This is a genomic window from Micromonospora sp. LH3U1 (assembly GCF_028475105.1).
Classification (GTDB): domain Bacteria; phylum Actinomycetota; class Actinomycetes; order Mycobacteriales; family Micromonosporaceae; genus Micromonospora.
In genome coordinates this window covers 3,176,978-3,188,908 of record NZ_CP116936.1, presented here as the reverse complement: position 1 = coordinate 3,188,908, position 11,931 = coordinate 3,176,978, and the positions used below count along the sequence as shown (strand labels likewise).

Annotated in this window: 15 protein-coding genes; 5 read left to right on the top strand and 10 right to left on the bottom strand. The window is 71.9% G+C overall.

Annotated features, from left to right (window positions below; genetic code table 11):
- Positions 1 to 101: 101 nt before the first annotated feature.
- Positions 102 to 341, bottom strand: a complete 240-nt coding sequence (locus PCA76_RS14350; RefSeq protein ID WP_074309213.1) for a DUF397 domain-containing protein — start codon at positions 339 to 341, stop codon at positions 102 to 104.
- A 264-nt stretch (positions 342 to 605) separates the two neighbouring features.
- Here PCA76_RS14350 and PCA76_RS14345 point away from each other — a divergent pair, with 264 nt between their 5' ends.
- The gene (locus PCA76_RS14345; RefSeq protein ID WP_272618455.1) at positions 606 to 1,256 is read left to right on the top strand and encodes a GGDEF domain-containing protein; all 651 of its coding nucleotides are present in this window, start codon (positions 606 to 608) and stop codon (positions 1,254 to 1,256) included.
- A gap of 14 nt (positions 1,257 to 1,270) precedes the next feature.
- On the opposite strand, the gene rox is transcribed toward PCA76_RS14345, so the two are convergent.
- The 3 genes from rox to PCA76_RS14330 all read right to left on the bottom strand — a co-directional run bounded on the left by rox (position 1,271) and on the right by PCA76_RS14330 (position 3,812).
- Positions 1,271 to 2,701, bottom strand: a complete 1,431-nt coding sequence (gene rox / locus PCA76_RS14340; protein WP_272618453.1) for a rifampin monooxygenase — start codon at positions 2,699 to 2,701, stop codon at positions 1,271 to 1,273.
- 306 nt (positions 2,702 to 3,007) lie between these two features.
- Positions 3,008 to 3,484 carry an SRPBCC family protein gene (locus tag PCA76_RS14335; RefSeq protein ID WP_272618451.1) on the bottom strand — a complete coding sequence of 159 codons (477 nt, stop codon included), beginning with the start codon at positions 3,482 to 3,484 and terminating at the stop codon, positions 3,008 to 3,010.
- Positions 3,468 to 3,812: an ArsR/SmtB family transcription factor gene (locus tag PCA76_RS14330; protein ID WP_272618449.1), complete on the bottom strand. Its 345-nt coding sequence runs from the start codon at positions 3,810 to 3,812 to the stop codon at positions 3,468 to 3,470. Before PCA76_RS14330 ends, PCA76_RS14335 begins: the two co-directional genes overlap by 17 nt.
- A 171-nt stretch (positions 3,813 to 3,983) precedes the next feature.
- Here PCA76_RS14330 and PCA76_RS14325 point away from each other — a divergent pair, with 171 nt between their 5' ends.
- A complete protein-coding gene (locus tag PCA76_RS14325; RefSeq protein ID WP_272618447.1) occupies positions 3,984 to 4,634 on the top strand; it encodes a flavodoxin family protein in 651 nt (216 codons plus the stop codon).
- Positions 4,635 to 4,661: 27 nt separating this feature from the next.
- Here the strand turns inward: PCA76_RS14325 and PCA76_RS14320 are convergent, their stop codons facing one another.
- Positions 4,662 to 5,153, bottom strand: a complete 492-nt coding sequence (locus PCA76_RS14320) for a type II toxin-antitoxin system PemK/MazF family toxin (protein ID WP_272618445.1) — start codon at positions 5,151 to 5,153, stop codon at positions 4,662 to 4,664.
- 65 nt (positions 5,154 to 5,218) lie between these two features.
- On the opposite strand from PCA76_RS14320, the gene PCA76_RS14315 reads away from it, so the two are divergent.
- The 3 genes from PCA76_RS14315 to PCA76_RS14305 are packed head-to-tail and all read left to right on the top strand — an operon-like array spanning position 5,219 to position 7,432.
- Positions 5,219 to 5,656 carry an OsmC family protein gene (locus tag PCA76_RS14315; RefSeq protein ID WP_272618443.1) on the top strand — a complete coding sequence of 146 codons (438 nt, stop codon included), beginning with the start codon at positions 5,219 to 5,221 and terminating at the stop codon, positions 5,654 to 5,656.
- Positions 5,649 to 6,164 carry an NUDIX hydrolase gene (locus tag PCA76_RS14310; RefSeq protein ID WP_272618442.1) on the top strand — a complete coding sequence of 172 codons (516 nt, stop codon included), beginning with the start codon at positions 5,649 to 5,651 and terminating at the stop codon, positions 6,162 to 6,164. The genes PCA76_RS14315 and PCA76_RS14310 overlap by 8 nt, the downstream gene beginning before the upstream one ends.
- A gap of 26 nt (positions 6,165 to 6,190) precedes the next feature.
- On the top strand, positions 6,191 to 7,432 hold the full coding sequence (locus PCA76_RS14305) for a hypothetical protein (protein WP_272618440.1): 1,242 nt from the start codon (positions 6,191 to 6,193) through the stop codon (positions 7,430 to 7,432).
- A 135-nt stretch (positions 7,433 to 7,567) separates the two neighbouring features.
- Here PCA76_RS14305 and PCA76_RS14300 read toward each other — a convergent pair whose 3' ends face one another.
- From PCA76_RS14300 to PCA76_RS14280, 5 genes are all read right to left on the bottom strand, one after another.
- Positions 7,568 to 8,161, bottom strand: a complete 594-nt coding sequence (locus PCA76_RS14300; protein WP_272618438.1) for a DUF2267 domain-containing protein — start codon at positions 8,159 to 8,161, stop codon at positions 7,568 to 7,570.
- A gap of 42 nt (positions 8,162 to 8,203) precedes the next feature.
- Complete coding sequence (locus PCA76_RS14295; RefSeq protein WP_272618436.1) at positions 8,204 to 8,602, bottom strand: NUDIX hydrolase; 399 nt, start codon at positions 8,600 to 8,602, stop codon at positions 8,204 to 8,206.
- 61 nt (positions 8,603 to 8,663) lie between these two features.
- On the bottom strand, positions 8,664 to 10,016 hold the full coding sequence (locus PCA76_RS14290; RefSeq protein WP_272618435.1) for an MGH1-like glycoside hydrolase domain-containing protein: 1,353 nt from the start codon (positions 10,014 to 10,016) through the stop codon (positions 8,664 to 8,666).
- On the bottom strand, positions 10,013 to 10,834 hold the full coding sequence (locus tag PCA76_RS14285) for a sugar phosphate isomerase/epimerase family protein (protein WP_272618433.1): 822 nt from the start codon (positions 10,832 to 10,834) through the stop codon (positions 10,013 to 10,015). Before PCA76_RS14285 ends, PCA76_RS14290 begins: the two co-directional genes overlap by 4 nt.
- The gene (locus PCA76_RS14280) at positions 10,835 to 11,872 is read right to left on the bottom strand and encodes a zinc-dependent alcohol dehydrogenase (RefSeq protein WP_272618431.1); all 1,038 of its coding nucleotides are present in this window, start codon (positions 11,870 to 11,872) and stop codon (positions 10,835 to 10,837) included. It abuts the gene before it with no gap.
- Between the last annotated feature and the right edge of the window lie 59 nt (positions 11,873 to 11,931).

Sequence of the window (11,931 nt, the reverse complement as noted above, 5' to 3'; positions counted from 1 at the left end):
CGGCCCGGCCGACGTGTAAGCATGCCATGGACCGACAGTGAGGTGAACTCCTCCGGACCGGTGAATCAGTCCCGTCGCCGGGACGATCCACCTCGCGACGGTCAGTTGATCAGATGATCGAAGTCGCCGTCGCGCGCCCCGAGCACGAAGGCGGCGATCTCATCCACTGTGTAGATCAGCGCCGGCCCCTCCGGATGTCGTGAGTTGCGGACCGCGATGCCCGCTCCCCCGGGCAGTTCGGCGAGTTCGACGCAGTTGCCGCTGGGGTTGCTGCGGCGGCTCTTCTGCCAGCTCAGCGGGGGCAACTGGTGGATCGGTACGCCATTGGGTGGCTGCTGCATGGGGGCGTCTTTCTGCTCACGAGCCCGCCGGTGGCCGTGGGAGAAGCGGTGACGGCGGGGGGTGCGGTATCGACAGTGGACGGTTCTGCACGTGCATCTGCTATTGCATCTGCACCGGACGGCGAGCATGATAACGCACGTGATCGGTGCTTATCCGTTCACTTTGCGTTACCCCGATTGGGGCAACCAGCAGGGAAAACTGGGCCCGACGCGGCGTGCCGCGTCGGCCGAAGGCTGGAGGCGGTCGCGGCGATGGGAGGGTTCGTGCCGGATCCGATGAGTGTCGCCTCCGGCATCTGCGCGGCCGGCGCACTGCTCTCCTCCTGGCAACTACGCCGACGGTCGCTGCGCGCCGAGGCCGAAATCGGGCACCTTCAAGCCGAGCTGGCCGCCGAGCGGCACGCTGCCAGTCACGACCCGCTCACCGGGCTGCCCAACCGCCGCGCCTTCTACCGCCTGGCGGCCGCCCTGCTCACCGACGCGGCCGGCCAGCCGTTGATCGCCGTCGTGCTCGACCTGGACGACTTCAAGCAGATCAACGACCGGTACGGGCACGCCGCCGGCGACCAGGTGCTGATCAGCGTGGCCGAACGGCTCGCCGGTTTCGCCGGGGACAACCTCGTCGCCCGCCTCGGCGGCGACGAGTTCGCCGGGCTGCTCTCCAGCCCGACGGTCGACCGGCGCTGGATCGAGCACTCCACTCGCCGTCTCAGTGAGACCGTCGCCGCGCCGATCCGGCTGAGCGGGTGCAGCGTCCGGGTCACCGCGTCCGTCGGGCTCGCCCCGGTGACCGGCCCGGCTCAGCTCACCGACGCGCTCAGTCGCGCCGACGCGGCCATGTACCAGGCGAAGAGCCTCGGCGGCGCCCGGTCACCCCGGCAACTGGTCGACAGCGCTCGCCCGGCGGAGCGCTGACCGGTCCGGCGCGCTCAGTTGGCGGGTGCCCCGAACCACCGTGGCAGCTGACTCAGCAGGTCGGTCTGTTCGTCGCCGACCCAGGCCACGTGGCCGTCCGGCCGTAGCAGCACGGCGGGCACGTCCAGTTCCTCGCTGACGTCGACGACGTGGTCGACCCGCTCCGCCCACCCGGCGACCGAGAGCCGGCCGGTCTGATCGAGAAGCAGTCCGCGGCCTCCGTGCATCAGCTCGTAGAGGCGCCCCTGCTTCAGCCGCACGTCCCGCATGTGGCGGCCGAGCAGATCGTGCCCCTCGCCGACGTCGTAGCGGACGCCGATCGCAGTGATCTTCTCGATCAGGTACCGGTTGACGTCTTCGAAGTCCATCAGCTCCGACAGCAGTTGGCGTATCGATCGGGGTCCCGGTGCGGGTGACAGCAGCTCCATCTGCGCGCGGGTGTTGTTCAGCACGTCGGCGGCCACCGGGTGCCGTTCGGTGTGGTAGCTGTCCAGCAGCCCCTCCGGCGCCCAGCCGTTGACGTCGGCGGCCAGTTTCCAGCCGAGGTTGAACGCGTCCTGGATGCCGAGGTTGAGCCCCTGCCCCCCGGTCGGCGGGTGGATATGTGCCGCGTCGCCGGCCAGCAGCACCCGGCCGGTCCGGTAGCGCTCGGCCAGCCGGGTGGCGTCGCCGAAGCGGGAGAGCCAGCGCGGTGAGTGCACGCCGAAGTCGGTGCCCGCGTACACCCGCAGTTGTTGCTTGAACTCCTCGATGGTCGGCGGGACCGAGCGATCCTCGGCCACCCCCTCGGCGGGCACGAGGACCCGGTACACCCCGTCCCCGCTGAGGGACCCGAGACCGAACCGAAGGTGGGTCTTGCGGACCTCGGCCACCACGTCGGCCACCGTCTCCGGCGGTACGCCCACCTCCATCTCGCCGAGCAACGACTCGACCCTGCTGGGTTCACCGGGGAAGCCGACGCCGAGCAGCTTGCGCACCGTGCTGCGACCGCCGTCGCATCCGACGAGGTAGCGCGAGCGCAGCTGCGTGCCGTCAGCCAGCTCCGCGGTCACCCCGTGGTCGTCCTGGCTCAGCCCGACAAGTTCGCAGCCGCGCCGGATCTCCACGCCGACGTCACCGGCGTGCTCGGCCAGCAGGCGGTCGGTGATGGTCTGCGGGATGCCGAGGACATAGGGATGTGCGGTGTCCAGCCCGCCCGGGGACGGCTTGGGGATGGCGGCGAAGAAGCCACCAACCGGGTACTGCTTGCCGAGCGCGAGGAACCGCTCCAGCAGACCGCGCTGGTCCAGCACCTCGATGCTGCGCGCGTGCAGGCCGAGCGCGCGGACGTACCTGGTCGGCTCGGTCTCCTTCTCCAGCACGAGCACGTGCACCCCGTGCAACCGCAACTCACTGGCCAGCATCAGGCCGGTCGGTCCACCGCCGGCAATGATCACGTCGATCATGAAATCCCCCGATTTCCCCAGTTTTGGGCTTCGGCTGGAGATTCTGCAGCACCACCCGGGTCTTGCGGCAAGACCCCGGGTGCGATATATGTTGGAGGTGGCAAGGAGTGACTACACCTCCTTGCCGTTGCCTTTTCCGCCCTAGGCGGTTGCGGTCGCCGCTCAGCACGGAGACGTGCTGGGTCGATCATGGAGGTACGGTGTCCATTTTGGCGCTGTAGCCGTTACTTTGTCGCCCACCACAACTCCATGATCGGCGAGGGTGGGGGGTGAATAACGGCCCCTCTGTCTTACGGGCCGGCGGGGTTAGCGCTGCGTGGCAGCCAGGTGCCGGTCCAGCGCGGCGTACGACTCGGCGGCGCCCTGCGTCATGCCGGAGTCGACGAGGCCGTCGCGCTCCTCCGTGGTGTCGAAGCGGGTGGTGCCCGTGACGACGGTCCGCCCGTCCTGCTCGGTGAAGATCAGTGTCTCCACCGCCACGTGGCCGGGCATGCCCTCGAACTCGAAGGTCTGCACGATCCGTTCCGGTGCGACGATCTCCCGGAACTCACCCCGGAAGGCGTAGTCGTTGCCGTCGTCGGCGTGCTCGACGTAGCGGTAACGGCCGCCCACCCGGAAGTCGATCTCGACGTCCAGCGGGTTGCCCCGCCCCCACCAGTGCTTCAGGTGCTCCGGCTGGGTGTGCGCGGCGTAGACCAGTTCGCGCGGAGCGTCGAAGGACCGGGTGAGGGTGATCTCCTGGTCGGACGGCAGGTCGATCGTCAGGTTAGGGAGCTTGCTCATGGTGGGTCTCCTTCAGGTCGCGTAGATAGTCGTCCAAGGTGTCGTAACGGTCGTCCCAGAGTCGGCGGTACTGGTCGACCCACTCGGCGAGCGTCCGCAGCGGCGCCGGGTCGAGCCGGCAGCGACGCCACTGCGCGTCACGGGTCCGCACGATCAGCCCGGCCCGTTCCAGCACGGCGAGGTGCTTGGAGATCGCCTGGACGCTGATCGGGAACGGCGCCGCCAACTCGTTGACCGTCGCCTCGCCGGTCGCCAGCCGGGCCAAGATGGCCCGCCGCGTCGGGTCGGCGAGCGCGGCGAACACGGAGCTGACTGGATCTGCTGGCATCTTGTCGCTTTCAACCATTCGGCTAATCAACCTTGCGGTTGAATATACAGCTCAGCACCGTGGCGTCATGCGCTTCCGCCACGTCCGGTCGGCCCGCCCACGAGGGTGTTCAGGAACGCAGCCCGGGTATGGGGAAGCGGTACCCCCATACGACGGCCGAAAGGAACCAACGTGGCGAGCATTCGCGCCCTCGTACTCAACTGCACCCTCAAGCCGTCGCCGGCCCCGTCCAGCTCCGAACAACTCGGTCTGGAGGTGCTGGCCGAGCTCGCCGCGCAGGGCGTGGAGGGCGAACTGGTCCGGGTGGTCGACCATGACGTGCGCTTCGGCGTGTCCACGGATGAGGGCAACGGCGACGGTTGGCCGGCGATCCGCGCCAAACTGGTGGCGGCCCAGGTGCTGATCATCGCCACACCGATCTGGCTCGGTCAGCCGGCCAGCGTCTGCAAGATGGTCCTCGAACGCCTCGACGCCGAACTCTCCGAGACCGACGCCGAGGGTCGGCTACGCACCTACGGCAAGGTGGCGGGTGTCGCCGTCGTCGGCAACGAGGACGGCGCGCACCACACCATCGGCCAGGTGCAGCAGGCACTCAACGAGGTCGGGTTCACCCTCGCCGCCGCCGCCGCGACCTACTGGGTCGGTGAGGCACTGCACAAGGTGGACTACCGCGACGCCGGCCCCAAGCCGGACACCACCGGCCGCACCACGAAGGCGCTGGCGCTCAACACCGCACACCTGGCCCGGCTGCTCGCCGACCAGCCGTACCCGCCACCGGACGCACAGGGCGCCGCAGTAGGCCCGAGCCGCGAGCCGGCCTGACCACCGACGGGCTTTCGAAGGAGACGGTCAGCGCCAGCCGTAGCTGGCGCGCAACGCCTGCCCGACCCGGTCGAACCGGGGCCGGTCCAGCACGGCACCCTCGCGGCGGATGCTGTCCTCGCGCATGGTGAGCACCCGGTCCAGCCGGACCCAGCTCGGCCGGTTGTCGCGGTCCCATTCACCCGGCCCGAGCGCGAACCAGTGCCGCTGCCCGTCCCGCTCGCTCTGACTCGACAGCATCAGCCCGAACAGCGTGCGGCTGTGCCGCCCGACGACCAGCACCGGCCGGTCCTTGCCCTGCCGGGGGTCGTCCTCGTACGGCACCCACGTCCAGACGATTTCGCCGGGGTCCGCTTGGCCGTCGCGCTCCGGCGCGTAGGTCAGCTCCCGACGCTGCAACGCGCTCACCTGACGGCGGCGGGCCACCTGCGCGGGGGCCGGCCCGGTGCGCCGGGGCGACGGGATCACCGCACCCACCCGGGAGATGCGAGCCGCGACATTCCTCAACAGACCAGCCACGGCGGGCAGCCTACCCGCCGCCGTGCCAGCCGTCCGCGTGGGCGTTGCTGGGGCAGACTGGTGCGATGACCATCGAGGTGCGCACCAGGAGTCTGCCCGGAACGGCGACGGCGCTCGGGTCCGCCGGGGCGTACACCCTGGTGGTGGACCGGCCGGCGGACGCCGGCGGCGGCGGGCTCGGGTTCAACGGCGGGCAACTGCTCTTTCTCGCGGTTGCCGGCTGCGTCTCCAACGACCTGTTCCGCGAGGCGCGGGCGGCCGGCCTCGACCTGCACCGCGTGGAGGTGACGGTGCGTGGCGACTTCACCGGTGACCCGGCGGTGTCCACCGAGGTTGCCTACGACGTCCGGGTTGAGGGCGACGCCCCACCGGAGGTGCTCCGCGCCCTGGTCGAGCGGGTTGACTCGATCGCCGAGATCCCCAACTCGCTGCGCGGTGGCACCCCGGTACGGCTGGGTCACACCGAGATCGTCGGCGCCGGGCTCCGGCGGACCGATGCCTGAGCTGCCCCGCGACCTGCCGATCCTGGAGCGGCGCGCGGTCCGGGTGGTGGTCACCGACGGCATGGACCGGGTGTTGCTGTTCCACACCCGCGACCCGGACCATCCCCGGCTGGGCACCTGGTGGGAGTTGCCGGGCGGCGGCATGGATGCCGGGGAGACCTATCGCGACACGGCGGTGCGGGAGCTACGTGAGGAGACCGGCATCGTGGTCACCGCCGACCAGGTGGGCGCGCCGACCTGGCGGCGGCGGGCGAGCTTCCTGCACCGCCAGTTGCGGCACGTCCAGGACGAGGTGGTCGTCACCGTACGCCTGGCAGGCCCCGGCCCGGACGTGGACGAGGCGCACCGGCTCGACTACGAGCGGGAGGACTACTTCGGCTTCCGCTGGTGGCCGCTGCCGGAGGTGGTTGCCAGCCAGGAACGGTTCTACCCCGGGCAGCTTCCCCGGCTGATTACCCCTCTCCTCGCCGGCGAGGAGATCGACGAACCGTTCGAGCTGTGGTCGTGAGCCGGGCCGACGGGCAGAGTGGGGGCATGACGACGGATCTGCACGTGCCGCTCTCCGCGTACGCCGCGCGGCTGCACGCCACGATCGGCGACCGGCACCACGTCGCCTCACCGCTCGGCGCCTGGCTGCTGCTCGCGGTCTGCGCCACAGCGCCGCCCGAGGCCGACCCGGTGGGCCCGTCGCTGGCGGATGCCCTGGGCACGGACCTGGCCAGCGCGGCGAAAGCCGCCCGCGCGCTGCTGGACGCGCCGCATCCGCTGGTCGCGTCCGCCAGCGCGCTGTGGTACCGACCGGGTGCGACTGACGGCGGGTCGGCGGAGTGGCGGGCCGCGCTGCCCGCGACGACCGACGTCGGCGTGTTGCCCGACCAGGCCGGGTTGGACGCCTGGGCGCGCGAACACACCCTCGGCCTGATCGAGACCTTCCCCCTGAAGGTCAACGCGGAGGTGATCTTCGCCCTGGCCAGCGCACTGGCCACGCGGATCTCCTGGGCGACCCCGTTCGATGTCGCCGACGCCCGCGCGCTCGGTGCCGGCAGCCCGTGGGCACGCCGGCTACATCGAGCGCTGCGCAGCCCGCGCCACGGCCACCGGTGCGCCATCGTGTCCACCGCCCGGGCCGGCGACGTGATCGTGCACGCCGCGCCGGCCCAGACGACCGACGGCGCGGGGCTGGTGGTCCTCTCGGTGGCCGCCGCACCGCAGGTGCCGCCGGCCGAGGTGCTGGCCATCGCGTACGACCTCAGTGCGAGCGCGGCCGACGGCGCGCCACCGGCCGGCAGCCGCTCGCTGTTCGACCTGCAGCTCGGCGACACTCCGCTGTGGACGTTGAGCGAGGAACGGATCCGGACCACAGCCCGCGACGGCCGCGAGGAACGACACCACGCGGTGCTCCCCTGCTGGTCGGCTCGCAGCGAGCACGCCCTGACCGCCCCGGCGCTCGGATTCCCCGCCGCGACGGCTGCCCTGGCACGGGCTCTGGCCACACGCGTGGACGGCTACGACGCGCGGCAGGTGGCCATGGCCCGATATGGCCGGTACGGGTTCGAAGCGGCGGCAGTCACCGGCATGGTCGGGGTGACCAGCCTGCCACCGGAGGGTGTGGCCCGCACCGCCGAGCTGCGCTTCGGCAACCCGTACGCCGTGGTGGCCGTCGCCACCGACACCCGGGCCGACAGTGTCACCGGGCCGTGGCACGGGGTGCCGGTCTTCTCCGCCTGGGTCACCGAGCCCGAAGACCTGCCCGAGGCCGACGCCGCCGATCGGTGATCAGACCCGCGCCGTGCGGCATGATCGGCTCGGGTTCATGGAACTGGGGGTGTCCTGGTCACGGGAAACCCCGGCATCACAGAACGCGAGTGGATCTCGACGCCGGCGGCCGGATGCGGCGGCGTACGGGCCAGGTCAGGGCACGTACGGGCCGGGCGGTTCGGGTGCGGCCCCGCCGTGGTGTGGCAGTCGGGCCACCATTTCTCGGAACTCCCGTACGGTCATCGCCTCCCGCAACGTGGCGAAGACGGCCCCGGTTCCGGCCCGGGCGGTGGCCGGGTCCACCCCGGCGCGCTGTCCCACCCGGCGAAGGAACTCCGCCGGGCCGGCGTCCGCCGACGGTGGAGCCGCCGCGGTGCCACCGACATCCAGGCCCACCCCGTTGTCCAGCCCGTCCACGCCACCATCCGGGCCACCGTCCGGGCCGACGACCCCGGCCGGGTCCAGAGCAGGATCGAAGGCCCCGGCCCGATCTGGAGCAGGGCCGCCGTAACCGGCCCGATCTGGAGCAGGGCCGCCGTAACCGGGCGGCTCCGGGGCAGGGCCGGTCAGGTAGCCGTCGACCTGGTCCGGAAGGTGCCCGGCGAGGTCGTCGGGCACGCCGCCGGTCACTCGTTCGGCCATCGTCTGAAGCACGGCGCGGGCGAGAGCGGCGGCCTGCTCGGTCGGCAGGCCAGACCGCCGGGACACCGCGTCGATGAAGTACGGAAAACCGTCGCCGTCGGTCACGCTCGGGCGGTTACCCCCGGCCGGGGCCGACAAACTGTCAGGTCAGCTCAGCAGGCCCTCTGCCCGCAGATGGTCGAAGATGATCTGGTCGACCGGCGAGGTGCGGTGCCGGTCGGCGTACCCGAGCCAGGCCATCTCGGCGATCTCGCTGGCCGGCCGCAACCGGCCCTGATATCCGGCCCGGTAGCAGGTCATCCGCACGGTGATGCCGGCCGCCTGGCTGTGCGCCTGAGCGGTGAAGGTGCCCAGGTGCACCGCGCCGCGCACCTCGACCTCGACGCTCAACTCCTCGTCGATCTCCCGGCGTAGGGTCTCCAGGTCGGTCTCGCCCGGCTCGCGCTTGCCGCCCGGCAGGTACCAGACGTCCTTGCCCTCGGACCGGGTGCTGAGCACCCGTCCGTCCTCGATGAGGATCCAGGCCACCTTGTCGATCTCGCGCACGCTGTTCCTCCTGGCCGCCGGGACCGGGCACGCTACCACCCGATCCCGGCCGAAAGCAGGCTCAGGGCGCGGGTTCGTCGGCCAGCAGGTCGAGCAGCAGCGCGGCGGTCCAGCCGAACGCCGGTGAGCCCAGCCCGACGCCGCTGTCGGGGTGGAAGTACTCGTGGCAGCCGGCCCCCGCCACCAGCCCGACCATCGAGCGGCGCAGCCCGGCGGCCAACCCCGGATGCCCCTGCGTGAGCAGCCCGCGCCGGACCAGCCAGCCGATGTTCAGCCAGCTCGGCCCGCGCCAGTAGCGCAGAGGCTCGAAATCGGGTGCGGTGCGGTCGTAGGTGGGCAACGGCCGCTCCATGTGCCGGGCCACCCCGAAACGCGCCGACCGGGCCTCGACGACCAGCGCGTCGGCCTGTCGGGTCGGCAGGTCCGGCAGGATCAGCGGCGTCAGCCCGAGCACGGTACGAGCGCTGACCAGCCGGTCGGCGCGCAGGTCGCGAGGCTGGAACGTGCCGGTGGTCGGGTCGTAGAGCCGTCGTACCAGTGCCTCGGTGATCCGGGCCGCGCGGGCCCGGTGCGGCCCGGGGTCGTCGCCGAGGAGCGCGGCGATCTCGGCGAGCGCGTGTTCGGCGGCCCCGAACGCGGCGTTGAACAGCGGGCACTCCACCAGGAACGGGTGGCCGCCGGCCAGGTCCCGGTCGGAGTAGCCGTGGTCGCGGTAGGCGGCGACGATCGCCAGGTAGCGCGCGTAGTCCAGGTCCGTGGGGCGGTGCGCGGCATCGGCGTGCCTGGTGTCATGCCGACGGTACGCGCGCATGACGGCGGCCTCGGCCGGGACCGCGGCCATCGGCTCGTCCCAGGCCGGGCTGTTGTCCAACCCGGACTCCCACGGGTGCACGATGCAGACCAGCCCGTCGCCGGCCACGTCCCGCCGGTCGGCCAGGTAGCGCTGCTGGGCGACCAGGGCGGGATAGAGCCGACGCAGCGCTGCCAGGCCGGCGGGGTCGGGTGCCCGCCGGTACGCCAGCAACGCGGCGAGCGCGTGCACCGGCGGCTGGACCAGGCCGGAGGTGTCCACGCTGGGTGTGCCCTGGACGTTCGCCGAGCGCCACATCTCCGGCCCCGGGAAGTACGCGCCGACCCGCAGCGCCGGGTTGAACACGATGTGGGGCACCCGTCCGTCGGCCCACTGCGCCCGGAACAGGCTCGCCAGCTCCCGCCAGGCCCGTTCGGGGCGGACCTGGGCCAGCCCAATCGCGATGAACGCGGAGTCCCAGCTCCACTGGTGCGGGTAGAGCGTGCGCGAGGGGACGGTGTGGTCGTGCTCCCAGTTGGCGTCGAGCGTGTCGACCGCGAGTTGGCGCAGCCCGACCAGGTCGGCCGGTCCCCCGGTGCGGGCGGAAGCGGCGCCGGCGGTCATGCGGCGGCCCGCCGGGGCAACGCGTGTCGCAGCACCGTGGCGGCCTGTTGCAGGGCCCGGACCGGGTCGCCGCGCAGCCGGCACTCCAGGGCCAGCCAGCCCTGGTAGTCCAGTTCCAGCAGGGTACGCACCAGCCCTGGCCAGTCCAGGTGCCCGGCACCCGGCTGGTACCGGTTGGAGTCGCTGACCTGCACGTGCCCGAGGTACGGCGCGGCGGCGCGCAGCGCGCGGTGCATGTCGTCCTCCTCGATGTTCATGTGGAAGGTGTCAGCGACCACCCGGACCGACGGCAGCCCGAGTGCGGCGCAGAGCGCGACCGCCTCGTCGAGACGGTTGACCATGTGGTCCTCGTACCGGTTGAGGGGTTCCACGAAGAGGGTGACCCCCTCGGCCCTGGCGTGCTCGCCCAGCTCGCCGAGAGCGTCGAGGAGCACCTGCCGGTCGCCGGCCGGCGGACGCGGCGGCTCGAACGGCGGTAGCCGCCGGGAGAACATCCCCCAGGCCGCCGGGGTCATCGCCCCGACGCCGCCCAGCTCGGCGATCACCGACAGCTGGGAGCGCAGGTTGCGGACGGCGTCGGCGGACCGGGCGGGGTCGAAGTCGCCGATGAAGTGGTCCATCTCGACGCAGACGGTGGGCATCACCACCCCGGCGGCGCGGGCGCGGCGCAGCTCGGGCAGGCGGCGGGCGAACGCGAGGTCGCCGCGTCCACGTAGCTCGATGCCCTGGTAGCCGAGGGCGGCCGCGAGGGCGTACTTCTGGATCAGGTTGGTGCCCGGCAGGAGTTGTTCCTGGCAGGCCAGCGCGATGGTGGTCATCTAGAACCTCAGCACCACTTGGAGGACGTCACCGGCGCCGCGGTCGAGCAGCGCGAGGGCGTCGGCGACCGCGCTGGCGTCGACGATGTGGCTGACCAGCGGCAACGGGTCGACGCTGTGGTCAGCCACCAGCTCCATGAAGGTCTGCGCCACCCGGTCTCCGGTCCACCGGCCGGCCATGCTCGGCGCGGGGGTGGGTCCGGAGACCTGGGCGGCCACCAACTGGATGCGGTTGTGGTGGAACTCCTCGCCGAGGCCGAGCGCGTCGGCCTGGCCCTGGTAGAAGCCGGCGGCCACGACCCGGCCGGCGTGTGCGGTGGATCGGATCGCCTCGTGCAGCGCCGGGTACGCGCCGGACAACTCCAGGCAGACGTCCGCGCCTCGGCCGTCGGTGGCCCGACGCAGCACGGCGGCGGCGGATTCGGAGCCGGCGTCCACGGTGGACGTCGCGCCGTATCGGGTGGCGTGCTCCAACCGGTCGGTCACCCGGTCGACGGCCACCACACGGGCGCCGGAGAGCACGGCGAGTCGGGTGGCGAGCAGCCCGATGACACCCTGCCCGAAGACACCGACCCAGTCGCCGAGGTGCAGGTCACCGGCGAGCACGGCGGTCAGCGCGATGGCACCGGGCCGGGCGAAGACCGCGGCGAGCGGGTCCAGCCCGGCGGGGAGCGGACGGACCGCCCCGGCGGCGAGCACGGCCTCGGCCCGGTGCCCCCAGATGCCCCAGACGAGCTGCCCCGGGTGCCGGTCGGTGACCTCCGGCGCCACCTCGACGACCTCACCGACCTCCTCGTAGCCGAAGCCGATCAGCGGGTAGGGCACCGGGGTCTGTCGGGGGACGAACATCCGGGCGGCGTCGTCCCAGTCCTTGCTGAGCCGGGGATTGCTGCCCCGGTAGAGGGTCAGCTCGGTGCCGGCCGAGATGCCCGAGTAGCAGGTGCGGACCCGGACCTGGCCGGGGCCGAGCGGATCCGGCGGGCAGGGCTCGAGGCTGATCCGTCGAGGCCCGGCGAGAGAGACAACCCAGTTGACCATGAGTCACATCCCGGTAGCACTGGGCTCCAGGATAACAAAAAATCGCCATATGTCTTGTC

What these genes read in the sequence shown, in the direction of transcription:
- PCA76_RS14350 (WP_074309213.1), bottom strand. Translation starts at nt 341, where the DNA reads ATGCAGCAGCCACCCAATGGCGTACCGATCCACCAGTTGCCCCCGCTG.
- rox (WP_272618453.1), bottom strand. Translation starts at nt 2,701, where the DNA reads ATGATCGACGTGATCATTGCCGGCGGTGGACCGACCGGCCTGATGCTG.
- PCA76_RS14335 (WP_272618451.1), bottom strand. Translation starts at nt 3,484, where the DNA reads ATGAGCAAGCTCCCTAACCTGACGATCGACCTGCCGTCCGACCAGGAG.
- PCA76_RS14330 (WP_272618449.1), bottom strand. Translation starts at nt 3,812, where the DNA reads ATGCCAGCAGATCCAGTCAGCTCCGTGTTCGCCGCGCTCGCCGACCCG.
- PCA76_RS14315 (WP_272618443.1), top strand. Translation starts at nt 5,219, where the DNA reads ATGACCATCGAGGTGCGCACCAGGAGTCTGCCCGGAACGGCGACGGCG.
- PCA76_RS14310 (WP_272618442.1), top strand. Translation starts at nt 5,649, where the DNA reads ATGCCTGAGCTGCCCCGCGACCTGCCGATCCTGGAGCGGCGCGCGGTC.
- PCA76_RS14305 (WP_272618440.1), top strand. Translation starts at nt 6,191, where the DNA reads ATGACGACGGATCTGCACGTGCCGCTCTCCGCGTACGCCGCGCGGCTG.
- PCA76_RS14290 (WP_272618435.1), bottom strand. Translation starts at nt 10,016, where the DNA reads ATGACCGCCGGCGCCGCTTCCGCCCGCACCGGGGGACCGGCCGACCTG.
- PCA76_RS14285 (WP_272618433.1), bottom strand. Translation starts at nt 10,834, where the DNA reads ATGACCACCATCGCGCTGGCCTGCCAGGAACAACTCCTGCCGGGCACC.
- PCA76_RS14280 (WP_272618431.1), bottom strand. Translation starts at nt 11,872, where the DNA reads ATGGTCAACTGGGTTGTCTCTCTCGCCGGGCCTCGACGGATCAGCCTC.